Here is a 23,805-nt window from a genome sequence, read left to right on the forward strand (position 1 = left end):
GATATTGGATGAGGGCAAAGCATGGCACTATATAGATGGGTTTGTTTTGTACTTATTTTGATAGGACTTTATGAATTAGGGGTTGGATTGTTCCAATGTATTCAGGTAATGAGGTTGGGTATGCCTTATTACACGGTTTGCGGAACATTTGAAAATCCAGCCCCTTATTCTATTTTGATTGTCCTTATTTTGCCCTTGGCCTTGGACTATGCGTTGTTTGTGAGGTTTAGACATGGGCAAAAGGTTACAAATATGCTTTTTTATCTTTCTGCTTTTTATCTTTTGTTTTCCGTAGTCATACTCGTCAAGTGTGTAAGTCGGGCAGCTTGGGTGGCGTCTGTAATCAGTTTGATGTCAATGGTTTGGTTACGGATGAAGTGTGCGTGGATAAAAAAGTGTTTTGTATTGTTGGCTGTATTCGTTCTTTGTGTTCCTTTTTTGTATGGCATGTATGTGCTGAAAAAAGATTCGGCAGACGGTCGTTTGTTCATCTGGAAAATCTCTTATCCGGTGGCTAAACAACAGATATTTTCCGGGGTGGGAATAGGCGGTTTCCCGTATGTTTATGGGGAAGCACAAGAAGCGTATTTTCGGGATAAGAAAGGGACACAGGATGAGGAAATGTTGGCTGGTGGCCCCGGATTATGCTTATAATGAATATTTGCAGATATGGATAGAACTTGGACTGCCGGGAGTTTTGTCTTGTTTGTGCCTTATGGCTTATGTCTATATACGCCTTCTTAGGTGTCGGAATGTTGAGGTTGTCGGGTTATGTGGTGCAATGGTGAGTTTTATGGTGGTTTCTTTTTTTTCTTATCCTCTTCGATATTTTGCCACATGCTTATTATCTTTGTTTATTTTATTATGGGCTGCGTGGATGCCAATGGTGCTTGATGAAAAGAAACGGAACAGAAAGCTTGGAATGATGTTCGGTTTGTTGTTGGTGGTTGGAGTGGAGGCGATGGTGTGTGTCCGGTTTAATAAATCTTACCGAACGTGGGTGGCCGTGAGGCATTGGGATATGGTGCGGCCATATTTTGATAGGGAAAAATATGAGGGCATAGAGAATTGTTACAGGGTTTTGTATCCCGATTTGAAGAAAGATGTTGGTTTCCTTTTTGAGTATGGAATGTGTTTGTCGTATAATGGTCATTACGAAGAAAGCAACATAATATTAAATGAAGGGTCAAAACGAAGTTCTGACCCCATGTTTTTTAATCTCATGGGAAAAAACTTTCAAGCTCTTGGCAGGTTTGAGGAGGCTGAAGAAATGTTTTATAAGGCTTATTATAGAGTTCCCCACCGTATTTACCCTTTATATCTGTTGATGGGGTTGTATGAAAAAGAGGGGCGGGATTTGGAAATGTTGGAGAAGGCTCATCAAATAGTAGGGAAGAAAGAAAAAGTACCTTCTTCTTTGACGGAATATCTTAAAAAAGAAGCAGGGCTTAAATTGCAAGAATATGAAAGAAACAATGGGAAGGGGAAAAATATGGAAATAGATTGATTTTGATTGGAGAAAACTAAAAGTTTACAAGAAATACTCTTCAGATGCGGTCGGCCTCTATGTACCCGTTCATGACGGCATAGATAGTCAGTCCCGATACGGAGCGGACATTGAGTTTTTCCATGATGTTCTTGCGGTGGGAGATAACGGTGGTAGTGCCGATACACAAGTGGTCGGCAATTTCCTTGTTCGTCAGTCCGCGTACAATGAGTATGAGCACTTCTATCTCGCGTTGACTGAGTCCGTTGGGGTCGGTAGAGGCAGTGGTTCCCGATATGGGCTTCCTCATACCTTGGGGCAGATGTCGTCCGTGGGCATGCGCATACTGTTGCAGTTGCAGCAATGCACGCACCATATTGTCTTCGTTCTGGTAGATATTCAACGTATGGAAGTGGGAGGTTTGAGGGGTGCCGGTTGTCCCATTGGTAAGCACAATGGTTTTTTCTTTCCGTTCCACAAAGAAGGCGCTGTGCTCCACAAGGGTCTGGGCTGAAATAAAGTAGTGGAAATACATGTCCGGTGTGTCGCGCATCAGTTGTTCAAAACTGTTGAACGTGCGGACGACAGCTTGTGGCATCATCCGTTCAATGAGGCCGCGTAGTCCCATACAGGTCAATGTGTTGGCTTCTATAATGGCAATTTCGGGGGATAGTTTCATGTTCACGCTCATATTTCCATGCAAAGTTACTCAAATCTCGTCGTATCTTAAAAAGAAATAAGGATGCCTTATTCCAGACATCCTTACCTTATCAAAAATTTAATTGGTTTCAAACTAAGGTGCATTGCACTTAACAAGCTGCACCTGCATTCAGGTTTTTATTACCGAACAACATTGAAGTACTTGAACCCAAGAACTTACCGTTGCTCTTCTTTGAACCTGTTGCAACTGCCATAGCTACTACGACCGCTGCGATAATCATTAATCCTGTCATAATCTTCTTACCTTTCTTTTTTAATCTAACAATCTTTTACCTAAACATTGCTCCTTCACGGAGCTAAATACCTAAAAACTAAATATCTTTTGTTCCTTATGACACTACAAAGGTACGGCGATTCTTCCTGCAAAACAAGTAAAAGGGCATTTGTTATCATTTAAATGCCCTTTTCTTGATATAAATCAATGAAAAGGTCTTGGGATACTGATTTTTTTAATAACTTTGCAACGTTTTGTTCTGCCCGGCCTATGGGAAAGCCCTTTCAGGTCGGCAGATGAAAAGGGAATCGGGTGGAAATCCCGGACAGTCCCGCTGCTGTGAACTCATTGTGCGGTTTGTTTCAAACCTCAAGCCACTTCCTTATTTATAATAATAAGGTGGGAAGGCCAACAAGCCGGAGTAAGTCAGAAGACCTGCAAAACGTAGTCATGCCGGAATCTCCGTGGGATGGGAGGAAGGTGTCTTGAGTGAAGAATGAAGATAATAAATGGGCGTATACAAGGAATCTCATAAAATGAGAGGATGGTTGCTTGTGTCATTTTGTATGGAGACTGTGTTCGTGCTCGCACAAAATGGTGTAGATAGCGTGGATGTGGGGCTGAAACAGATGAAAGGTCTGACGGTGACCGAGAAGGCTTTGCCTGCCACCGTACGTTCGGGTGCTCCTGTGCAGACGCTTGATAAGGCGGAGTTGGAACGTATGGGCGTGTTGGACGTGTCGGATGCCGTACGGCATTTTTCGGGGGTGACCCTGAAGGATTATGGCGGTGTGGGAGGGTTGAAAACTGTTTCCGTACGCAGTCTGGGCGCACAGCATACAGCCGTGCTCTACGATGGTGTGGCCATAGGGGATTGCCAGTCGGGACAGGTGGACATCTCCCGTTTCTCGTTGGATAATGTTTCTTCATTGACGTTGACTATCGGGCAAAGCGACAATATTTATCAGACGGCACGCATGTCAGCTGCTGCAAGCGCGTTGAGCATCGAAACGAGCCGGCCTGATTTTGAAGGCCGGGATTTTAGTTTTTCGGCGAAGGTGAAGGCGGGGTCTTACGGTTGGGCCAACCCCTCATTGTTCTATGCCCATCGGTTCACACCGCGTTTGTCTTGTTCTCTTTACGGTGAATATTTACGTGCCGACGGGAATTATCATTTTACGATGATGAACTTGGATAAACAGATAAAAGGACGGCGTAACAATAGCGACATAGGGGCATACCGTGCGGAGGTGAATCTTTTTGCCCATTTGACAGAACGTCAGGATTTGGATGTGAAGGGGTATCTGTTCGATTCCCGTCGAGGATTGCCCGGTAGTGTCGTATATGACAATCCCTATGCGGCGGAACGGCTTTATGACCGTAATTATTTCGGCCAGTTGAGGTATGAGAACCGTTTTTCGGAGAAGTGGAAACTGAAGGCTTCCGGGAAGTTCAATTATAGTTGGAACAAAGATACGGACAAGAAGGCTGCCGGGCCGACGGAAGACCGTTTTCGCCAGACGGAGACCTACCTGACCGCGACGTTATGGGCGATGCCCGTGAAAAACCTTTCTTTTTCGTTGGCGCAGGATTTTGTGTATAACGATTTGGCCACGACGTTGGACCAATGCCAATACCCGGAACGTTATACCAGTCTGACGGCCTTTTCAGCACAATACCGCCATCCGCGATTTCAGGTGACGGCTTCCTTGCTGAATACTTTCATTACCGAACGAGTTTCTTTAGGGATGGCTGCCGACGACCGTAAGCGGCTTTCTCCGGCGGTAAGCCTGGCGTGGCGCCCTGTGAAAAAGGCGAGTTGGCGTTTGCGCGCGTCTTATAAAGACATATTCCGTGTCCCGACTTTCAATGACCTCTATTATCTGCTCATTGGGAACAGCCGCTTGCGTCCGGAAACAACGTGCCAATGGAATATAGGGACCACCTGGGCCGGACGTATGGGAAAAGTGGCGGATTACGTGAGCTTTTCGTTGGATGCTTATTATAATAAGGTGAAAGACAAGATTGTGGCAGTTCCGACGATGTTCGTATGGAAAATGTCCAACGTAGGCAAAGTGGAGACTTACGGCGTGGATGCCAATCTGGCTGCCGAATGGGCTTTGGCAAAAGCTTGGAATTTGAGTTTGACAGGAGCGTACAGTTTCATGCAGGCGGAAGACGTGACGAAACGCGGTAGCAAGTTGTGGCGTCATCAGATTGCCTATACGCCGAAACATTCCGGAGGTGGAAGTGTGGTACTTGAAATGCCGTGGATGAACGTGGCATATAATGTGGCGTGGAGCGGTGAACGCTATCGTCTGCCGCAAAACAAAAAGAGCAATCTCGTGAATGCCTATTCCGATCATAGCCTTTCCTTGTACCGTGTTTTCCGGTTCAGAGATCATAAGTTGCGCCTGCAGGTGGACGCGGCCAATCTGGGTGGAAGAAATTATGAGGTGGTGCGTTACTATCCGATGCCCGGGAGGAATTTTAAAGTGGCAATAACATATTCTTTATAAACTTTTAATAACGAAAAAAATGAAAATGAAATGGTGTAAATGGGCCATAATGGCTCTGGCTTTAGGGTGTTTTACCGCTTGTAGCGAGGATGATGACACGGTTGGAGATGGTGGAAAGCCGGGAGAAGAGACTGGTGGAAATGGAGGCGGTGCCAATGGAAGTGACAGCACTGCGGTTCCTTCCCCCGTGGTCGCTTTGGGAGCTTATGTGTTGAATACCGGAAATTGGGGTGGAAACGATGCCGGTATCCAATATTTGGATTTTCAGACCGGAGAGTTGAGCGAAGACCTTTATGCGGCTGCCAATGGCGAAGGGCTTGGCGACTTGGGGCAAGACCTTTGTGTGTATGGTTCGAAAATATACGTGACGGTGAGCGGTTCTTCCAAAGTTGTCATCATGGACCGTAAGTGCAAGGTTCTGAAATCCATTCCGGTGGCTACCGAAGACGGTACTCCGGTTGAGCCTCGCTACATGGCAGCGTGTGAGGGGAAGGTTTATTTTACAGCATACGATGGGACGGTTTCCCGTATCGATACGACTTCCATGGCCATCGATGGCAAACTGAATCTTATAGATGCCGGGGCACAAACAGGTTATGACCATCCCGAGGCCATTACCTCCGCCAACGGCAAACTGTATGTCAATATTTCGGGGTATTCAAAAGGAAAGTGGCTGGCTGTGGTTGATGCAGCTTCTTTCACCAAGCTGAAGGATATTGAAGTGATGCTCAATCCTTATACCCAGTGCATCACGGCAGAAGACGGGTATGTATACTTCGTGTCCAATGGCAACTATGCAGGAAGCCCGTCCTTGACTCCGGACCAGTATATTTACGGTACGATGCAACGTCTCGATCCGGAAACAGACCAAGTGGAACAGGTGTGCCGTGCAACTTATATCGCGAATGCCGGGGAGAAAATGTACATCCTTTATTCAGAGTATTATATGCCGGAAGTGGCTCGTGCTTACGTCCGTGACTTAAAGACAGGAGATGAACAAGAGTTTATGGACATGGCTGATTTGCAGAGTGCCAACGGTTTGGCTGTTGATCCAGCATCTGGCGATGTGTATGTGTTTGACGTACCTTACGGTGCTGCATCCGACGTACATGTATACGGGGCGGATGGAACTTATAAACGTACGTTTGAAGCCGGAATGTCCACCTCGAAGATGGTGTTTGTCACAAAATAAGGAGATGAAGGTAAGTAGCCTTTTTTATGGTTTGTTTGCCGTTTTGCTTCTGTCCTCTTGTAAGGACGGGGGCAAGACGGCTTCCTTTTTGGACGAGGGCGGTGACACGTTGGATTTAAAGTATGCAGAGAACCTGAAGGTTGTGTCTTACGACGGTTACTGGGTGGCTACGCTGAGAAATCCGTGGGATACGTTGGAAATACTGCACACGTATGTGTTGGTCGGACGAGACGAGCCATTGCCCGACAGTCTGCCGCAAGGGACGGTCGTGCGCGTACCGTTGCAGAAAGCCGTCATTTATTCGTCTGTACATTGCGGGTTGATGGAAGAGTTGGGGGCACTGGCTGCCGTGGGCGGAGTGTGCGACCTCCGGTATATCGACCTGCCTTACGTCAAGGAAGGATGCCGCACGGGACGTATCGCGGATTTGGGCAGCGGGATGAATCCGGACATCGAGAAGCTTATGGCGTTGCATCCCGATGCCGTGATGCTTTCTCCGTTTGAAAACAGCGGGGGATATGGCCGGTTGGGCAAGTTGGACATTCCCATCATCGAATGTGCCGACTATATGGAAACTTCTTCGTTGGGGCGTGCCGAATGGATGCGTTTCTACGGCCTGTTGTTCGGAAAAGCAGCCGAGGCCGATTCTTTGTTTGCCCGGGTAGAAGCCGATTATCTCAAGTGGGCCGGAAAAGTGGCCGGAATGAAAGACAAGCCTACCGTGTTTGCCGATTTGAAGTCCGGAGCCACGTGGTATGTGCCGGGCGGACGCAGTACGGTCGGACGGACGTTTGCCGATGCCGGTGCCGACTATGTTTTCAGTGATTTGAAGAACAGCGGCTCGTCTCCCCTGAGCTTTGAGACGGTGTATGAGAAAGCGAAAGATGCAGACATCTGGTTGATTAAATATAACATGCCGGAGGATAAGACTTATCGGGATTTGAAAAACGATTATGCACCATACGCCGGATTCCGGGCTTTCCGTGAACGGCGCGTGTACGGCTGCAATACCGGAAAAGTGCCTTATTATGAAGAAACGCCCTTTCATCCCGAATGGTTGCTGGAAGATTTGGTAAAAATATTCCATCCGGAAGTGGCAAAGTCAGAAAGTGGCAGATATTTTCGTAAATTAGCGGACTGAAAAAGATGATTCCAGTGGAGCGTAAAGGATATATGTGTGGAGGAATATTGGTCGTTGTCATTTTAGGGTTGGCGGCGGCTAATCTGTTGTTCGGTTCGGTAGATATTCCGGTCGGGGCCGTTTGGCAGGCATTGACGGGCGGGACGGTGGAAAACGAGGCTTGGTCGTTCATCGTGTGGGAATCCCGCGTGCCTTTGTGCGTGACGGCCTGGTGCTGTGGGGCCGCCTTGGCCGCTTCGGGCCTGATGTTGCAGACGGTGTTCAACAATCCGTTGGCGGACCCGTCGATTTTGGGTATCAGTTCGGGGGCAAGCCTCGGGGTGGCCTTGGTCATGTTGGCCGGAGGCGGAATGGTGTCGGCCGGCACTTTTTCTTTTTCCGGTTTCCTGGCAGTGGTAGCCGGTGCTTTCGCCGGTGCCGTGTTGGTCATGGGGGTGATTCTTTTTCTTTCCACGCTGATACGTAGCAGCGTCATGCTGTTGATTGCCGGCATCATGATGGGCTACGTGGCCTCGTCGGCCATTTCCTTGCTGAATTTCTTCGCCACGGCCGAAGGTGTACACTCTTACATGGTTTGGGGGATGGGCAACTTCGGGGGTGTTTCGTTGGAACAACTGCCGTGGTTTGCGGCTTTCACCTCACTCGGGTTGCTGATGTCCATTTTGTTGATTAAACCGTTGAACGCCTTGTTGTTAGGAGAACGTTATGCGGAGAACCTTGGGGTGAATGTGCGTCGTACGCGCAGCATGTTGTTGGTGGTTACGGGAATCCTGACGGCTGTGGTCACGGCTTTTTGCGGTCCGGTGTCGTTCATCGGGTTGGCTGTGCCGCATGTGGCCCGGTTGTTGCTGGGGACGTCAAACCACAATGCCCTTTTGCCGGTGACGTTGTTGAGCGGCGGGGCGGTGGCCTTGCTTTGCAATTTGATTTGCATCCTGCCCGGCGAGGCGGGACTTCTCCCCCTGAATGCCGTGACACCCGTGTTGGGTGCGCCGGTGATTATTTATGTCATTGTGAACCAACGTAGAATACAGTATTTCAATTAATGGGAAAGCAGATAGTGCTCGAAGGTGAACGGATTGCTACGGGGTACCGTCAGGGGAAACAGTTGACGGAAGTGCATCATGGGTTGGATTTCCGCTTGTCGTGCGGTGAACTGACCTGTTTGTTAGGATGCAATGGGGCCGGGAAATCCACTTTATTGCGTACGTTAGCCGGCATGCAGCCCGCTTTGTCCGGTCGTCTGGCACTCATGGGACGACCTTTGGATGCTTATACCGCACATGAGCGTTCCAAGACCATAGGTGTGGTGTTGACCGACCGCATGCAGGCAGGCGGGTTGACCGTTTACGAACTGGTGGCTTTGGGGCGTCAACCGTACACAGGTTTTTTCGGCCGTCTGACTTCTGCCGACAAAGCCTTGGTATGGCGGGCGTTGGAAGAGGTCGGTATGGTTGGAAAGGCACGTCGTTATGTGGCCGAACTGTCCGATGGAGAACGTCAGAAAGCCATGATAGCCAAAGCATTGGTGCAAGAATGCCCGCTGATTCTCTTGGATGAGCCTACGGCTTTTCTGGATGTGGAAAGCCGTATGGAGGTGATGCGCCTGCTCCGGAAACTGGCGGTGGAAGAACGGAAGGCCGTTTTGCTTTCCACGCACGATGTGGACCAGGCCTTGGCCATGTCCGATCGCTTATGGTTGATGACGCAGGAACGCGAGATGCTGTGCGGGACGACCGAGGATTTGGTGCTGTCGGGGGCGATGGACCGGCTGTTTGGCAGCACGTCCATCCGTTTCGACGCGGTTCGCGGCATCTACGCCCCGGAGAACCGTAACAACCGGGTGGTTCGTCTGGAAGCAGCCGATGAGGCTTTGCGTTATTGGGCACAGAACCTTTTGGTGCGGCACGGTTTCCGCCCCGTTGCGCCGGACGAGGGCGGAGAAGGGGTTGCAAGTCTTGCGGTGGCAGGTCCGCAGGATATGGTGTGGACGCAAAACGGAATCTCTTCCTGCTTTTGTTCGTTTGCCGGACTGGCTGAAATGTTGCGTCCGTTATGACGGACCTGCATCGGGTGGTAAACAGACAAAGTGTCAGAGTGCCAAAACGTCAGTTTGGAAGTGGCGAGAATGGCGTATTTGTGCCCGGAAGGGAGCATGATGGGAGAATGCGCACTATTTGGAAAGCTGAGGTTGTACATGGAGAAAGCTTTCGGGGCGTTTTTATGGTCTTTTTGAAAATGAAAAGTGGGCATAAGGCGTGGGAAGATTGTAGAGGAGTAAGTTTGAAACGAAGTAAGCTTGCATTTTGTTTTTGTTTTTAGGGCGGTTGAAAAGCGTCAGTTAGAGAAAAAATCCGGCTTGACATCTCTTGTCTCGGGGGTATTCCTGAGTGTTTTAGCCTGAAAAATGGAGTTTGAAGCACCAATCTGCGGAGAATGGAAAATCGCTTTCAGCCAAATGGTTTTTCATTCTCAGCAGAAAAATGAGGCGAAACGGGCAGAAATGACGGATAGAATCAGTTCTATTCCCACTTTTTTAACTTACGGGCTTCTAAACGGCACTCCATCTTCTTTTTTATTTCAACTGCAAAACGCGGATTTGCTTTCCTTTTGTGATGAAACGAAAGTATCCGGAAACTTTTTGTCAATCGTGTGGTTTGGAAAAATTTTCTTCCGCATTTTTATGGTCACTCCGGAAAAACTCTGTACTTTTATCCTTTCAAAGAACAAGGAGATTCTATGGCAAAGGATAAGACCGTCTATGTGTGTGCGAATTGCGGACAGGAATCACCGAAGTGGGTGGGGCGTTGTCCTGCGTGCGGGGAATGGAATACGTTCAAGGAATTCACTGTGCGTAAGGAGAGTGCGTCGGCCATCGTGTCGGGAGGATTTCACCAGGCGTTGCCGGGGGAACCGTTGCGTAGGCGGCCCATTCCCGTGGGACAGATTGTGACCGACGAGGAGCCGAGGTTGGACATGCACGACGAGGAATTGAACCGCGTGTTGGGCGGTGGGTTGGTGCCCGGCTCATTGGTGCTTTTGGGTGGGGAACCCGGCATAGGGAAGTCCACTTTGGTCTTGCAGACCGTACTGAAGATGACGGACAAGCGTGTGCTTTATGTCAGCGGCGAGGAGAGTGCGCGGCAGTTGAAGTTGCGTGCCGACCGTTTGGTGCCAAGGGCAGGAGGAAAGGCGGACGGACAGGAAGGGTTCTTGTCCCGTTCGTCTTGCATGGTCGTGTGCGAGACTTCGCTCGATCAGATTTTCCTGCACGTCCGTAACGAGCAGCCGCAATTGGTGGTCATAGATTCCATACAGACCATCATGACCGAGGCCGTGGACAGTTCGCCCGGCAGTATCTCGCAAGTACGCGAGTGCGCTGCGCTGTTGTTGAAATTCGCCAAGGAGAGCAACATTCCCGTGATATTGATCGGCCATATCAATAAGGAGGGGACACTGGCCGGCCCCAAGGTGTTGGAACATATCGTGGATGCCGTGTTGCAGTTCGAGGGCGACCAACATTATATGTACCGCATCCTGCGCAGTATCAAGAACCGTTTCGGCAGTACGGCCGAGTTGGGCATCTACGAGATGCGGCAGGACGGTTTGCGGCAGGTGAGCAATCCTTCGGAACTGTTGCTCACCGAGAATCACGAAGGGCTGAGCGGCGTGGCCATCTCTTCGGCCATCGAAGGCGTGCGCCCCTTCCTCATCGAGACGCAGGCACTGGTCAGCACGGCAGCCTACGGCACGCCGCAACGTTCGGCCACCGGCTTCGACCTGCGCCGGTTGAATATGTTGTTGGCCGTGTTGGAGAAGCGGGTTGGGTTCAAGCTGGCGCAGAAAGACGTGTTCCTGAACATAGCCGGAGGGTTGAAAGTGACCGATCCGGCCATCGACTTGTCCGTCATTTCCGCCGTGTTGAGCAGCAATGTGGACACAGGCATCGAAAGCGGTGTCTGCATGGCCGGGGAAGTCGGCTTGAGCGGCGAGATACGTCCGGTGAACCGTATCGAGCAACGTGTGGCGGAAGCTGCCAAGCTCGGTTTCCGGCGAATGATTGTTCCGCGTCACAACTTGCAGGGATTCGACACGTCGAAACTGAAGATAGAACTTGTCCCAGTGCGGAAAGTGGAAGAGGCGCTCCGTGCGCTTTTCGGTTAAACGAACAGATAACGATAAGGATATGATAGAAGAATACCAACTCAGGGTCTTGCCGGAAACGGCGGCCAACGAGCAGGCCTTGCGCCGTTACATTGCGTGCGAGAAAGGAAAGGACGAACGGACGCTGACGGCCATTCGAGTGTTGAAACGCAGTATTGACGCCCGTCAACGCACGATATTCGTCAACTTGAAGGTACGGGTGTATGTCAATGAGCAGCCGGAGGACGATGAATTTGTCCGTACGGCGTACCGGAATGTGGAGGGACGACCGCAGGTGGTCGTGGTCGGTGCCGGTCCCGGCGGGCTGTTTGCCGCCTTGCGCCTGATTGAAGCGGGGTATCGTCCCGTCATCGTGGAACGAGGCAAGAACGTCCGCGACCGCAAGTTGGATTTGGCTAAAATATCGCGTGAGCATAAAGTGGACAGCGAGAGCAATTACAGTTTCGGGGAGGGCGGTGCAGGAGCTTATTCCGACGGGAAGTTGTATACCCGGAGCAAGAAACGCGGGAATGCGGGGAAAATCCTGAACGTGTTCTGCCAACACGGTGCCAGTGTGTCCATCCTGCAAGATGCCCATCCCCACATCGGGACGGACAAGCTTCCGAGAGTCATCGAGAATATGCGCAAGACGATTCTGGACTGTGGGGGAGAAGTGCATTTCGAGACCCGTATGGATGCTTTGCTCATAGAGAAAGATAGGGTCGTGGGGATAGAAACGAACACGGGGAAAACATTCCGGGGGCCGGTCATCCTGGCCACGGGGCACTCGGCGCGTGATGTCTATCGTTGGTTGCATGCCCATGGTGTGGAAATCGAAAGCAAGGGCTTGGCGGTCGGTGTGCGTTTGGAGCATCCGTCGCTCCTCATCGACCAGATACAATATCACAACCGGAACGGGCGGGGAAAGTATCTTCCGGCTGCGGAGTATAGCTTTGTGCAACAAGTGGAAGGCCGTGGGGTGTACAGTTTCTGTATGTGTCCGGGTGGGTTCGTTGTTCCGGCTGCCAGCGGTCCCCGGCAGACGGTGGTCAACGGGATGTCGCCCAGCAACCGTGGGTCGAAATGGAGTAATTCCGGTATGGTGGTGGAGTTGCACCCGGAAGATCTGGAGGAGAAATCACTGGCCGATTTTATGGCTGTTTCCGGTTGGCAGCCGGACGTGCGGCATCCGTTGGCCATGATGTTCTTCCAGGAAGCCTTGGAAGAACAGAACTGGCAGCAGGGGAATTGCCGGCAGACGGCTCCCGCGCAACGGATGGCAGATTTCGTGAACGGGCGTTTGAGTTACGACCTGCCCGCGAGTTCGTATGCTCCCGGACTGGTGTCCTCGCCTTTGCATTTCTGGATGCCGAAGTTCATCACGGCACGGCTGGCAGAGGGCTTCCGCCGTTTCGGCAAAGCCTCCCGTGGTTTCCTGACCAACGAGGCCGTGATGATAGGAGTGGAAAGCCGTACATCTGCGCCTATCCGCATTTCGCGTGATGGCGAAACGTTGCAGCACGTGCGGTTGAAAGGATTGTTCCCCTGTGGCGAAGGTGCCGGATATGCCGGAGGCATCGTGTCGGCCGCGATGGACGGGGAACGTTGCGCGGAGGCGGCTGCGGCCTACCTTGGGGGTTAGAAGTCTACCCCCAAGGACATCGTGAGATTGCCCGTGCGGATATGCCCGTCGAAGTCGTCGTAATGGTATTCGCTATAATTTCGTCCGGCGATATTGAACAATCCTATGTCATAGCCCATTTCAAAATAAAAATTCTGGAAAGCCATGCCGCAGCCGACCCGTAGTCCGGCATCGAAGCGTTTATAGCGGTCGGCTCCGAAAGGGTCTATCTTGGTACGGGAATCGTAAAGTTTGGCCGTTCCGCCTACGCCTACGGCCATGAAACCACCGAAAAACGGTTGCACGGTAAAATCGTCGGCGTTAGTATTGAGCTTATATTTCAGGACAATGGGAATTTCCAGATACCTCATGTAGCATTTCTTAAACTCGACTTCCTCCGTGGCTTCTATTTCCGTCCCCTTTTCCGTGTAGATTAATCCGCTTTCCAAATAAAAGGGCAGTCCGTCTCCGAGCTTGTTCCCGTAAACCAACCCGATGTGGTAGCGCGGTAACGGGTTGGTCTGTGCTTCTCCTCCTGTCCCTTTGTATCGTACCGTAGGGACGTTCAGACCGAAACGCAGGCCGAAGTAAGAACTCCGCCGGTAATCCCTCCAACGGCTCGCATATACGGGTTCTCCTTCATAGAAATCCTTTCCGGCGTTCACCGGCATGGCAATCAACAGTAATAAGATATAGGGAAGAAAACTTTTTTTTGTCATGTGAATGTATACTTAATGTCGATGATTTATTAGGCAAAAATACAAATTAATTTTATTTCATAAGCCTTTTTAGATAAATAATTGCTATTTTTGCGGATGTTATGTAACGATAGAACAACTTTGAAATATTAAGGTCTCGGAGCGGTCGAGACAGGTGTTGTGGGCCTGCATGCAAAGAGATCCAATTCAGAAAACGTAGATATGAAAGTATTAAAATTTGGGGGAACATCCGTAGGTTCCGTAGAAAGCATCCTGAGTGTTAAAAAGATTGTTGAGGCTGAAGAGGAGCCTGTGGTGGTCGTAGTATCTGCATTGGGCGGAATTACCGACAAGTTGATAAAGACATCTAAGTTGGCCTTGGCCGGAGACTTGTCTTACCTGTCCGAGTTTGACGAGATTGCCGAGCGTCATCACCAGATGATAGAAACTGTAATTCCTTCCGGAGAAAATAAGGAACGTTTGTCGGAGACTATCGATGCCTTGTTGGATGAGTTGAAAAGCATTTATCAAGGCGTTTATCTTATCCGTGACCTTTCGCCTAAGACATCTGCTGCCATAGTCAGCTACGGGGAGCGGCTGTCGTCCAATATAGTAGCCGTGTTGATAGACGGAGCCAAATGGTTTGACTCTCGTACCTTTATTAAGACAGAGATTAAGTCGGGACGTCAGTTGTTGGCATCTGATTTGACGCACGAATTGGTCAAACAGGCTTTTGTCGACTTGCCGAAGGTCTCTTTGGTGCCGGGATTCATTTCCACGGATGCCGACTCCGGAGAGGTGACGAACTTAGGCCGTGGAGGGTCGGACTATACGGCCTCCATCATTGCAGCGGCATTGGATGCCTCTTTTTTGGAGATATGGACCGATGTGGATGGGTTCATGACGGCCGACCCTAAGGTGATTTCCACCGCTTATACCATCAATGAGTTGAGTTATGTAGAGGCTATGGAGCTTTGCAACTTCGGTGCGAAGGTGGTTTATCCACCTACCATCTATCCGGTTTGCGTAAAGAATATCCCGATTCTCATCAAAAATACGTTTAATCCTTCGGGAAAAGGCACGGTGATTAAGAGCGACATCGCCGAAGACCAGAAGCCTATCAAGGGTATTTCCAGTATAAACGGAACGACATTGATTACGGTTTCAGGTTTGTCCATGGTCGGTGTCATTGGGGTCAACCGACGGATTTTCTCGGCTTTGGCCAATAACGGTATCAGTGTGTTCCTCGTTTCGCAGGCTTCTTCCGAAAACAGCACCTCCATCGGTGTGCGCGATGCGGATGCCGATGCGGCTTGCGAGGTTTTGAATGCGGAGTTCTCCAAGGAAATAGAGACGGGAGCGATGTACAGGATGACGGCGGAAAGCGGTTTGGCTACAGTGGCCATCGTGGGCGAGAACATGAAGCACACGCCCGGTATCGCCGGTAAGTTGTTCGGAACGTTGGGGCGTAGCGGTATCAATGTGATTGCTTGTGCGCAGGGGGCATCGGAGACGAACATTTCTTTTGTGGTGGACGGACAGTTCTTGCGCAAGACACTCAATGTCATCCATGATAGTTTTTTTCTTTCGGAATACCAAGTCCTCAACCTTTTTCTGTGCGGAGTAGGGACGGTGGGTAGCAGCTTGATTGCGCAGTTGGCGCAGCAGAGTGAGAAATTGAAGAAAGAACGGGGATTGAAGCTTAAGGTCGTGGGTATTGCCAGCGGGCATAATGCGATGTTCGACCGAGAAGGTATCGGTCTGGAGAACTGCCGTGAACGGTTGACGCTTAGTGCACCGAGCGATTTAAACCGCTTGCGTGACGAAGTGATTGGCATGAACATCTTCAATTCCGTGTTTGTCGACTGTACGGCCAGTGCCGATGTGGCCGGGCTGTATCAGGAATTCCTGGAGCATAACATCTCCGTGGTGGCGGCCAATAAGGCTGCGGCCTCTTCCGATTACGCTACTTATCAGAAACTGAAATCTACAGCCCGTAAGCGTGGGGTGAAGTTCCTGTTCGAGACGAATGTGGGAGCCGGTCTTCCCATTATCCGTACCATGAACGATTTGCTGAACAGCGGTGATAAGATTTTGAAGATAGAAGCCGTATTGAGCGGAACTTTGAATTTTATATTCAACAAGATTTCGGCCGACGTCCCGTTTAGCGAGACCGTGCGGCTGGCCAAGGAAGAAGGATATAGCGAGCCCGATCCCCGTGTGGATTTGAGTGGAAAGGATGTCATCCGTAAGTTGGTGATTTTGGCGCGTGAAGCCGGTTACCGTATCGAGCAGTCCGATGTGGAGAAGCACCTGTTCGTGCCCGATTCGTTTTTCCAGGGCACATTGGATGAATTTTGGAAGAACCTGCCTTCCCTGGATGTCGATTTCGAACGGAGGCGTAAGGTGTTGGAGGGCGAAGGAAAACGTTGGCGTTTTGTTTCCCGTTACGAAAACGGCAAAGCCAGTGTGGAACTGTGTGAGGTAGGGCGCGAACATCCGTTCTATAATCTTGAAGGTTCCAACAACATAATTTTGTTGACTACCGAACGCTATAAGGAGTATCCTATGCAAATCCAGGGGTACGGGGCCGGGGCCGGAGTGACTGCGGCCGGTGTTTTTGCCGACATCATGAGTATTGCCAACGTATGACATATATATAATTAGGGTAAGGAGATAAAGATGAAGCATATTATTATACTGGGCGACGGCATGGCCGATTGGAAAGTTCCGGCCTTGGGCAATAAGACGCTGCTGCAATATGCCCATACGCCTAATATGGATTGGATAGCCCGTATGGGACGCAACGGACTGTTGCAGACCGTGCCGGAGGGTTTTCATCCCGGTAGCGAAGTGGCCAATTCTTCCATTTTGGGCTACGACCAACACAAGGTGTATGAAGGGCGTGGCCCACTTGAAGCGGCCAGTATCGGAGTCGAATTGGCCGATGACGATTTGGCGTTGCGTTGTAATCTGATTTGCATTGAAGAAGGTAAGATAAAAAACCATTCTTGCGGAAGGTTGGAGACGGAAGAGGCGGATGTGCTGATTCGTTTCCTGCAAGAAAAGTTAGGTAACGGGCGCATACATTTTTATACGGGAGTGCAGTACCGCCATCTGTTGGTCATTAAAGGCGGAAACAAGCACCTGCGTTGTACGCCTCCGCATGATGTGCCGGGCACGCCTTTCCGTGACTGTTTGGTGGAGGCAGAAATGCCCGAAGCACAGGAAACTGCGGACTTGCTGAACCACTTGGTTTTGGAATCGCAGAAATTGTTGGCCGACCATCCGTTGAACCTCCGCCGGATGAAGGAAGGCCGCGATGCGGCCAACAGTATTTGGCCGTGGGGCGGCGGCAACCGTCCGGCCATGGTCCCGTTGACGGAGACTTATCCTCAAATCAAAAAGGGTGCGGTCATTACCGCCGTAGACCTCATACGGGGTATCGGACGTTATGCCGGTTTGCGCGTCATAGATGTGGAAGGGGCTACCGGTTTGTACGATACGAATTATGAAGGCAAGGCCCAAGCGGCGATAGAAGCCTTGAAAGACGGTGATTTCGTGTATCTGCATGTGGAGGCAAGCGACGAAGCCGGCCATGACGGGAACGTGGAATTGAAGTTGCAGACGATAGAGAATCTGGACCGCCGTGCCATCGGTCCGATTTTGGAAGCCGTGAAGGGTTGGGAAGAGCCGGTGGCCATCGCTGTGTTGCCCGACCATCCTACGCCTTGCGCCCACCGTACGCATACGCCCGACCCGATACCGTTTGCCATTTACTATCCGGGCATAGAGGCGGACAGCGTGCAGACGTTCGATGAGGACGCTGCTAAAGCCGGAAGTTACGGGTTGCTTCGGGGCGATGAGTTTATTCGTGAATTTATGAAACATTAATCGAACATACTTTATGAAATATTATAGTACGAACGGTAAGGCCGACCGCGCTACGCTTCACGAAGCCGTAGTGAAAGGCTTAGCGAGCGACAAAGGTTTGTTTATGCCCGAGGTAATCCGGCATCTTCCGGAGTCGTTCTTCGACGAAATACAGGACCTTTCTTTTCAAGAAGTGGCCTACCGCGTGGCGGACGCTTTCTTCGGAGAGGATGTACCGGCCGATACATTGAAACAAATCGTGTACGACACGTTGAGTTTCGACTGTCCGGTGGTGAAAGTGACGGCGAACATCTATTCCTTGGAACTTTTCCACGGCCCCACGTTAGCCTTTAAAGACGTGGGGGCGCGTTTCATGGCCCGCCTTTTAGGATACTTCATCAAGCAGGAAGGGTGCAATCAGGTGAATGTGTTGGTGGCTACTTCCGGTGACACGGGGAGTGCCGTGGCCAACGGTTTTCTGGGTGTGGAAGGCATCCACGTGTATGTACTTTATCCGAAAGGCAAGGTGAGTGCCATCCAGGAATGCCAGTTTACGACGTTGGGGCAGAACATTACCGCCCTCGAAGTGGATGGCGTGTTCGACGATTGCCAGGCTTTGGTGAAAAACGCTTTCATGGACGAGGAACTGAACCGTCACATGAAGCTGACTTCGGCCAATTCCATCAACGTGGCCCGTTTCCTGCCGCAGGCATTTTACTATTTCTACGCTTACGCCCAGATGAAGAAGCTCGGTAAGGCCGACGAGTTGGTGGTATGCGTGCCGAGCGGAAACTTCGGAAACATCACGGCCGGACTGTTCGGCAAGGTGATGGGTTTGCCGGTGAAGCGTTTCATTGCAGCCAACAATGCCAACGACATCTTCTATAATTATTTGCAGACGGGAGAATACCATCCCCGTGCGTCGGTGCAGACCATCGCCAATGCCATGGATGTGGGCGACCCCAGTAATTTTGCCCGTATTTACGATTTATACAAGGGAAGCCACGCGGCCATTACGGCTGAAATCAGCGGGGCGACTTATACCGACGCGCAGATTGCCGAGACGGTAAAGGCTTGTTATGAAACAAACGGTTACTTGCTCGACCCGCATGGGGCTTGCGGCTTCCGTGCTTTGAGCGAGGGGCTGCGTAAGGGTGAATGCGGTGTGTTCCTCGAAACGGCACATCCGGCCAAGTTCCAAGCCACGGTGGAGAATATCATCGGTGGCTCGGTGGACATACCTGAAAAGTTGGCAGCCTTCATGAAAGGGGAGAAGAAGAGTATCCCGATGGGCAAGGATTTTGCCGGATTCAAGGCATACTTGATGAAACAATAGTTTTATCGTTTGTTGAAAGCATCGCGTCCCTGTATGGCCGGACGTTTCCCGAAGAAATGTGCAATGGCATACAGGGATGCGATGCTTTTTGTTTATGTTTTTTTGCCGTGCTAATTGCACAGCATGTGATTCATGTCGAAAGGTTTATCTGATGATATTCGCAGTGTAGTCACGGACGATGTAGATGCCACTGCCGTCACTGGTGTTGAACGCACTCAGGCACAGTTGGGTATGCTCGTCTTGTAATTGGCAATAAAGGCGGAGAGTACCGGCTTGGAGTTTTTGGCCAATCTCGTTCCTCCAATTTTCATTGTTCCAGTCTTCTTCGGCTATCGGGGTATGGAGGCCGGGAACTGAAGCATCGTCGTAATATGTGGCCTTCACTTCCATGTTGAATCTCCTTTGGGCATAGTTCAGCAGGAGATAGAATTTTCTGGCGTATGTCTTTACGTCCTTATTGGAGTAGATTTCATATTCCGTGATTTTCGACAGAACGTCGTTGTTGAATATGAAGGCGCGGTTGATGGTGGCGGCAGAACTGGAGGACAGTTTGTCCGCGAATGTGCCCAAATAAGTGCCGGGTTGCGATTCGTTTTCCGTGAGTTGGGGGTATACCTTCAGGGTGGTGGTTATATCATCATTCCAAAAACTGCTGAAAATGTTGCAGGTAATGACGGTATAGTCTAACGTACTGCTCATGTCCTTGTAAATATTGCCTTCCGCGTCAGGACCGAGGAACAAGTAACGGGCGTTAAACGATAAATTGTATTGCCCCGGTTCTTCGGGTGCGGTGAAGCTGAAATAGGCCGTGCCGTTTTCTTCCTTGTCCGAAGGATAGTTCAGGACACCCCATGTGTAAGTTGCTTCGCTGATGTTCTGCCCGCCTGTGGGGAGGGCGATGTAGGCTGTCAGGGGTTGGCCGGGGCGCACTTGGTCTTTGCCGGTGTTCAGGCTGATGGTACCGATTTTCGACGGTGCCACGCCGTGCAGGGTGGCATCTTCTTCACTACAGGCGCTTAAGGCCAATGCGGCGCAGCAAGCCGCCATGCAAACTTTGAACGTCATTTTCTTCATTTTCTGTTTTTGTTATATTAATAATGTATATGTCTGCGATACGTTCCATCATTTCCTCGCGACTGGAAGGTGCGCCCTACCGGATATTTCTGCTTCGTCGGGTGATTGGGGATTGAAAGAAAAATAATCATGTTACAAATATAAGGATTTATCCTTGCGAAGTAAAATATAATGAAATAAAAAGAATAGAAAGAAAATGATAAACCGTTGATTGCTGACATTTTGTCGCTTCCTACGCCAATAGTGTCAGTCGGAAAAAAGAGTTGGTGCTAAAAAGGATTGCACAATTTTAAAATCAGTCCGTACAGGCTTAAAAAGGTTTTCAAAAGTTTAATCTCAGACGGCCCGATGAAAGTTTGGAGTTGCCGGGTACGGGGTTTGTATTTTAATCAAGCGGACGGGGCAACCGGCAGGAAGGCCGTCCGGAAAGAAAAAAATGAATGTAAAACTTAAAAGATAGGAGATGAAGATTATGTCACCGATTAGAAAGTACAATGGACAGAATTGGTTACCGAGTTTGTTTAACGACTTTTTCGATAATGAATGGATGGGCAAGGTAAACGCCACGGCACCGGCTATCAACGTGATAGAAAGCGACGCAGACTATAAGGTGGAAGTGGCCGCCCCGGGAATGACGAAAGAAGATTTTACCATCCATTTGGGCGAAGACGGAGAACTGGTTATCTCGATGGAGAAAAAGAACGAGGTAAAAGAGGAAGACAAGAAGAACAAACGCTATTTGCGTCGTGAGTTTTCTTACGCCAAGTTCCAACAGGCTTTGGTTTTGCCGGATGATGTAGAGAAAGACAAGATCAGTGCAAACGTGAGCGACGGAGTGTTGAACATCACGCTTCCGAAACGCACGCCGGAAGAAAAAGCGAAAGTGAACCGTGTGATTGAAATACAGTAAGCAGTTCTTCTCCTTCTTGGCATAAGGGGTAAAGTAGGGGGATGTTTCGGGGTGTACCGGGGCATCCTCTTTTGGGTTGTCCCCGGTAGTGATGGCACGATACCGCCTTTCCGTTTGTAAGAGGACTTGAAGGCGCATTTTCATCGTGCGCCAAACGGAAAATCGTTTGGCGTAGAATGAAAAATCGTTTGGCGCAGAACGGGAAATCAATCTCCTGAGATTGATTTTAAGATTGTAATTTATTAGAATATAGTGTGTTGCGATTTCACAGTGCGAGGGCGTTTTGTTGGATAAAATGAACGTATGGGCTTTGCCATTGTTTCCGTCCGGTCATGGTGACGGTTCATTTTTCAGACCTTTCATTTTTATTATCACGGGTTTCGCCTTAACTTTGCGGCATAATCATCCATGATTCGTATATGGGAAAATTACATCCTTTCATGTTGGCCGGTACGGGGAGCGACGTGGGCAAGAGCGTACTGGCCGCGGCCTTGTGCCGCATCCTCCGGCAAGACGGGTACCGTCCGGCTCCGTTCAAGGCACAGAACATGTCGCTCAATTCGTATGCCACTCCCGAAGGGTTTGAGATAGGGCGGGCGCAGGCCGTGCAGGCCGAAGCGGCCGGCATACCGTGCCACACGGATATGAACCCCGTGTTGCTCAAACCGAACTCCGACCATACGTCGCAAGTGGTGCTCAACGGGCGACCCGTGGGGAACAGTTCGGCTTACGACTATTTCCGTCGAGGCGGACGCGAGGAACTGCGGGCGGCGGTGTGTGCAGCGTTCGACCGGCTCGCCATCCGCTATAATCCCATTGTGATGGAGGGTGCGGGCAGCATTGCCGAAATCAACCTGCGGGACCGCGACATCGTGAACATGCCCATGGCCCGCCATGCCAGGGCAGACGTGTTCTTGGTGGCAGACATCGACCGGGGCGGGGTTTTCGCTTCGGCTTACGGTTCCATCATGTTGCAGACACCTGAAGACCGTTGCCGGATAAAAGGAATCATCGTTAACAAGTTCAGGGGCGACCGTCGGTTGTTCGACGATGGTGTGCGGATGATGGAGGAAGTGTGCGGCGTGCCGGTACTCGGAGTGATACCTTATTTCCACGACATACAGATTGAGGAGGAGGATTCCGTGGAACTGGAACAGAAGAACGGACGTGCCGTAGCGGGACGGGTGAATGTGGCCGTGGTGAAGTTGCTCCATCTGTCGAACTTCACGGATTTCGACCGATTGGAACGCGACGACAGGGTGCACCTGTATTACACCGACCGGGCAGATGAGTTGCAGAAAGCGGATGTCATCGTGTTACCCGGCAGTAAAAGCACGTTGGACGACTTGCGCGAACTGAAACGCAACGGCTTGGCCGAGGCCGTGGTACAAGCAGCCCGGAGCGGCAAGACCGTCATGGGGATTTGCGGAGGCTATCAGATGATGGGCACGGAGGTGGCCGACCCCGACGGGGTGGAAGGCACACCGGCACGCTTGTCCGGTCTGGGGCTATTGCCCGTGCATACGGTCATCGGCCGGGAGAAAGTGACCCGTCAGGTGGAGTTCCGTTTTCACGGCTGCGGAACGCTGTGCCGGGGCTATGAAATCCACATGGGCAGGACGGTGGCCGACGAGGCAGGGCAATCCTTCATCCCCTTGAACCGATTGGCGGACGGGACAACCGACGGGTGTTATGTCCATGACCGTTGCATGGGGACTTACATCCATGGTATTCTGGACAACCCTTCTGTCTTGGATTTCCTTTTGGCTCCTTATACGGAGGGGACAGCTTGCGGGACTACGGAGGACTATGCTGACTACAAAGAAAGGCAATACGACCTTTTGGCCGCCCATGTTCGGCGGCATTTGGATATGAAGAAGTTCTATCGCATCTTGTCGTCAGAGGAGGTAGAGTAAGACGCCCGTCAGGATCATCAGGATTTCCGCACGCCGGTTGATGGCCACGGCCTGTCGCATGTCGGCAGTGGTGAGCGGGCGCTGGCGGTTTCCGATGTACGGTTTGAAACAATACTCGCCGAAGTAGTGGTGCGGCCCGCCGAAGCGGCAGTCCAATATGCCGGCCAACGCCGCTTCGGGGTAGCCGGAGTTCGGGCTAGCATGCATCCGGCCGTAGCGTCGGATGAAGCGCAGTTCTTCTTTCAGGTTGCGGGCGCTTTTGCCTTTCCGAAAGGGGATGCACGTGGCCAACGCCATCAGAAGGGCGGTGAGCCGGGCAGGCAAGTAGTTGGCGGCATCGTCTATCCGGGCGGCTGTGCGGCCGAAGTCCTTGAACCGTTCGGTGCGGTAGCCGAGCATGGAATCCATGGTGTTAATCATTTTATAGGTCAGCATCCCCGGGATACCTAGCACGTAGAGCCAGAATAACGGGGCGATGACACCGTCACTCAAGTTTTCCGCCAAGGTTTCCAAAGCGGCGGTGCGTATTTCCTGGTCGCTGAGGCGGCTTGTATCCCGTCCTACGATGCGGCTCACTTGCCGCCTTCCTTCTTCCAAAGAACGGTCGGCGGCTCGGAATACCCTGCGCACTTCCCGGACGAGCGTCGTGCCTGCCAGACAGTAAAAGATAAGTATGCCCGTCACGAGATAGTACAAATAAGTTCCCCAGATCTCCCATTGCAGGCAGGCTGCCCATAAGGTGGCCAAGGCGAGATGGGCGGATAGGAACAGGGTGCAGGGCGTGGCGATGGTCCAGAAAGTCCCTTTGGCACGCCGATGGTTCCCGTGGTTGGCTTTCCGTTCAAAAAAACTGATCCAACGGCCGAAAGCCACTATGGGGTGCGGTAGCCGGGCGGGGTCTCCGGTGCAGAGGTCCAACCCCCATCCGATGAGTAAAGGAATAATGCTGTGCATAGTCGTGG

Annotated in this window: 19 protein-coding genes and 1 riboswitch; of the genes, 14 read left to right on the forward strand and 5 right to left on the reverse strand. The window is 51.0% G+C overall.

Annotated elements, in window-relative coordinates; translation table 11 throughout:
* Positions 1–21 precede the first annotated feature (21 nt).
* On the forward strand, positions 22–654 hold the full coding sequence (locus tag HMPREF9442_RS16565; RefSeq protein ID WP_008624291.1) for an O-antigen ligase family protein: 633 nt from the start codon (positions 22–24) through the stop codon (positions 652–654).
* Complete coding sequence (locus tag HMPREF9442_RS16570) at positions 614–1,507, forward strand: FUSC family protein (protein WP_253270971.1); 894 nt, start codon at positions 614–616, stop codon at positions 1,505–1,507. Before HMPREF9442_RS16565 ends, HMPREF9442_RS16570 begins: the two co-directional genes overlap by 41 nt.
* A gap of 40 nt (positions 1,508–1,547) precedes the next feature.
* Here HMPREF9442_RS16570 and HMPREF9442_RS00965 read toward each other — a convergent pair whose 3' ends face one another.
* On the reverse strand, positions 1,548–2,177 hold the full coding sequence (locus HMPREF9442_RS00965; protein WP_008624293.1) for a response regulator transcription factor: 630 nt from the start codon (positions 2,175–2,177) through the stop codon (positions 1,548–1,550).
* 118 nt (positions 2,178–2,295) lie between these two features.
* Positions 2,296–2,439, reverse strand: a complete 144-nt coding sequence (locus tag HMPREF9442_RS16350; RefSeq protein WP_008624294.1) for a hypothetical protein — start codon at positions 2,437–2,439, stop codon at positions 2,296–2,298.
* Between the two features lie 218 nt (positions 2,440–2,657).
* Positions 2,658–2,877: riboswitch (cobalamin riboswitch) on the forward strand.
* A gap of 52 nt (positions 2,878–2,929) precedes the next feature.
* Between HMPREF9442_RS16350 and HMPREF9442_RS00970 the strand changes: the two genes are divergently transcribed.
* From HMPREF9442_RS00970 to HMPREF9442_RS01005, 7 genes are all read left to right on the forward strand, one after another.
* The gene (locus tag HMPREF9442_RS00970; RefSeq protein WP_008624295.1) at positions 2,930–4,939 is read left to right on the forward strand and encodes a TonB-dependent receptor plug domain-containing protein; all 2,010 of its coding nucleotides are present in this window, start codon (positions 2,930–2,932) and stop codon (positions 4,937–4,939) included.
* 25 nt (positions 4,940–4,964) lie between these two features.
* Complete coding sequence (locus tag HMPREF9442_RS00975; protein WP_253270973.1) at positions 4,965–6,131, forward strand: DUF5074 domain-containing protein; 1,167 nt, start codon at positions 4,965–4,967, stop codon at positions 6,129–6,131.
* A 4-nt stretch (positions 6,132–6,135) separates the two neighbouring features.
* Complete coding sequence (locus HMPREF9442_RS00980) at positions 6,136–7,272, forward strand: ABC transporter substrate-binding protein (protein WP_008624303.1); 1,137 nt, start codon at positions 6,136–6,138, stop codon at positions 7,270–7,272.
* Between the two features lie 5 nt (positions 7,273–7,277).
* Positions 7,278–8,318 (forward strand): iron chelate uptake ABC transporter family permease subunit, encoded by a 1,041-nt coding sequence (locus tag HMPREF9442_RS00985; protein WP_008624306.1) that lies wholly within the window; start codon positions 7,278–7,280, stop codon positions 8,316–8,318.
* Positions 8,318–9,331 carry an ABC transporter ATP-binding protein gene (locus HMPREF9442_RS00990; RefSeq protein ID WP_008624307.1) on the forward strand — a complete coding sequence of 338 codons (1,014 nt, stop codon included), beginning with the start codon at positions 8,318–8,320 and terminating at the stop codon, positions 9,329–9,331. Before HMPREF9442_RS00985 ends, HMPREF9442_RS00990 begins: the two co-directional genes overlap by 1 nt.
* 680 nt (positions 9,332–10,011) lie before the next feature.
* The gene (gene radA, locus HMPREF9442_RS01000) at positions 10,012–11,436 is read left to right on the forward strand and encodes a DNA repair protein RadA (protein ID WP_008624309.1); all 1,425 of its coding nucleotides are present in this window, start codon (positions 10,012–10,014) and stop codon (positions 11,434–11,436) included.
* Positions 11,437–11,458: 22 nt separating this feature from the next.
* On the forward strand, positions 11,459–13,057 hold the full coding sequence (locus tag HMPREF9442_RS01005) for an NAD(P)/FAD-dependent oxidoreductase (protein ID WP_008624310.1): 1,599 nt from the start codon (positions 11,459–11,461) through the stop codon (positions 13,055–13,057).
* On the opposite strand, the gene HMPREF9442_RS01010 is transcribed toward HMPREF9442_RS01005, so the two are convergent.
* Positions 13,054–13,755, reverse strand: coding sequence for an outer membrane beta-barrel protein (locus HMPREF9442_RS01010; protein ID WP_008624311.1), 702 nt, complete (start codon positions 13,753–13,755; stop codon positions 13,054–13,056). The genes HMPREF9442_RS01005 and HMPREF9442_RS01010 overlap by 4 nt on opposite strands.
* A 201-nt stretch (positions 13,756–13,956) precedes the next feature.
* On the opposite strand from HMPREF9442_RS01010, the gene thrA reads away from it, so the two are divergent.
* From thrA to thrC, 3 genes are read left to right on the forward strand one after another with little or no spacing between them, the layout of a single operon-like run.
* Positions 13,957–16,386, forward strand: coding sequence for a bifunctional aspartate kinase/homoserine dehydrogenase I (gene thrA, locus HMPREF9442_RS01015; RefSeq protein ID WP_008624312.1), 2,430 nt, complete (start codon positions 13,957–13,959; stop codon positions 16,384–16,386).
* Positions 16,387–16,416: 30 nt separating this feature from the next.
* Entirely contained in the window at positions 16,417–17,628 is a 1,212-nt protein-coding gene (locus HMPREF9442_RS01020; RefSeq protein WP_008624313.1) for a cofactor-independent phosphoglycerate mutase, read from the forward strand.
* Between the two features lie 13 nt (positions 17,629–17,641).
* On the forward strand, positions 17,642–18,943 hold the full coding sequence (gene thrC / locus HMPREF9442_RS01025) for a threonine synthase (protein WP_008624314.1): 1,302 nt from the start codon (positions 17,642–17,644) through the stop codon (positions 18,941–18,943).
* A gap of 144 nt (positions 18,944–19,087) precedes the next feature.
* Here the strand turns inward: thrC and HMPREF9442_RS01030 are convergent, their stop codons facing one another.
* Positions 19,088–20,017, reverse strand: a complete 930-nt coding sequence (locus HMPREF9442_RS01030) for a hypothetical protein (RefSeq protein WP_008624320.1) — start codon at positions 20,015–20,017, stop codon at positions 19,088–19,090.
* 472 nt (positions 20,018–20,489) lie between these two features.
* Between HMPREF9442_RS01030 and HMPREF9442_RS01035 the strand changes: the two genes are divergently transcribed.
* Complete coding sequence (locus tag HMPREF9442_RS01035) at positions 20,490–20,927, forward strand: Hsp20/alpha crystallin family protein (protein ID WP_172604782.1); 438 nt, start codon at positions 20,490–20,492, stop codon at positions 20,925–20,927.
* Positions 20,928–21,346: 419 nt separating this feature from the next.
* Complete coding sequence (locus HMPREF9442_RS01040) at positions 21,347–22,843, forward strand: cobyric acid synthase (RefSeq protein ID WP_008624322.1); 1,497 nt, start codon at positions 21,347–21,349, stop codon at positions 22,841–22,843.
* Here HMPREF9442_RS01040 and cbiB read toward each other — a convergent pair.
* A complete protein-coding gene (cbiB, locus tag HMPREF9442_RS01045; RefSeq protein WP_008624323.1) occupies positions 22,826–23,797 on the reverse strand; it encodes an adenosylcobinamide-phosphate synthase CbiB in 972 nt (323 codons plus the stop codon). The genes HMPREF9442_RS01040 and cbiB overlap by 18 nt on opposite strands.
* Positions 23,798–23,805 lie beyond the last annotated feature (8 nt).

This window comes from Paraprevotella xylaniphila YIT 11841 (assembly GCF_000205165.1).
GTDB classification, from domain to species: Bacteria; Bacteroidota; Bacteroidia; order Bacteroidales; family Bacteroidaceae; genus Paraprevotella; species Paraprevotella xylaniphila.

Coding starts and splice junctions, on each gene's coding strand:
- HMPREF9442_RS16565 (WP_008624291.1), top strand. CDS start 22: ATGGCACTATATAGATGGGTTTGTTTTGTACTTATTTTGATAGGACTT.
- HMPREF9442_RS00980 (WP_008624303.1), top strand. CDS start 6,136: ATGAAGGTAAGTAGCCTTTTTTATGGTTTGTTTGCCGTTTTGCTTCTG.
- HMPREF9442_RS01020 (WP_008624313.1), top strand. CDS start 16,417: ATGAAGCATATTATTATACTGGGCGACGGCATGGCCGATTGGAAAGTT.
- cbiB (WP_008624323.1), bottom strand. CDS start 23,797: ATGCACAGCATTATTCCTTTACTCATCGGATGGGGGTTGGACCTCTGC.
- HMPREF9442_RS16350 (WP_008624294.1), bottom strand. CDS start 2,439: ATGACAGGATTAATGATTATCGCAGCGGTCGTAGTAGCTATGGCAGTT.
- HMPREF9442_RS01030 (WP_008624320.1), bottom strand. CDS start 20,017: ATGAAGAAAATGACGTTCAAAGTTTGCATGGCGGCTTGCTGCGCCGCA.
- HMPREF9442_RS00965 (WP_008624293.1), bottom strand. CDS start 2,177: ATGAGCGTGAACATGAAACTATCCCCCGAAATTGCCATTATAGAAGCC.
- thrC (WP_008624314.1), top strand. CDS start 17,642: ATGAAATATTATAGTACGAACGGTAAGGCCGACCGCGCTACGCTTCAC.
- HMPREF9442_RS00970 (WP_008624295.1), top strand. CDS start 2,930: ATGGGCGTATACAAGGAATCTCATAAAATGAGAGGATGGTTGCTTGTG.
- HMPREF9442_RS00975 (WP_253270973.1), top strand. CDS start 4,965: ATGAAATGGTGTAAATGGGCCATAATGGCTCTGGCTTTAGGGTGTTTT.
- HMPREF9442_RS16570 (WP_253270971.1), top strand. CDS start 614: ATGAGGAAATGTTGGCTGGTGGCCCCGGATTATGCTTATAATGAATAT.
- HMPREF9442_RS01005 (WP_008624310.1), top strand. CDS start 11,459: ATGATAGAAGAATACCAACTCAGGGTCTTGCCGGAAACGGCGGCCAAC.
- HMPREF9442_RS00990 (WP_008624307.1), top strand. CDS start 8,318: ATGGGAAAGCAGATAGTGCTCGAAGGTGAACGGATTGCTACGGGGTAC.
- HMPREF9442_RS00985 (WP_008624306.1), top strand. CDS start 7,278: ATGATTCCAGTGGAGCGTAAAGGATATATGTGTGGAGGAATATTGGTC.
- HMPREF9442_RS01010 (WP_008624311.1), bottom strand. CDS start 13,755: ATGACAAAAAAAAGTTTTCTTCCCTATATCTTATTACTGTTGATTGCC.
- HMPREF9442_RS01035 (WP_172604782.1), top strand. CDS start 20,490: ATGTCACCGATTAGAAAGTACAATGGACAGAATTGGTTACCGAGTTTG.
- HMPREF9442_RS01040 (WP_008624322.1), top strand. CDS start 21,347: ATGGGAAAATTACATCCTTTCATGTTGGCCGGTACGGGGAGCGACGTG.
- thrA (WP_008624312.1), top strand. CDS start 13,957: ATGAAAGTATTAAAATTTGGGGGAACATCCGTAGGTTCCGTAGAAAGC.
- radA (WP_008624309.1), top strand. CDS start 10,012: ATGGCAAAGGATAAGACCGTCTATGTGTGTGCGAATTGCGGACAGGAA.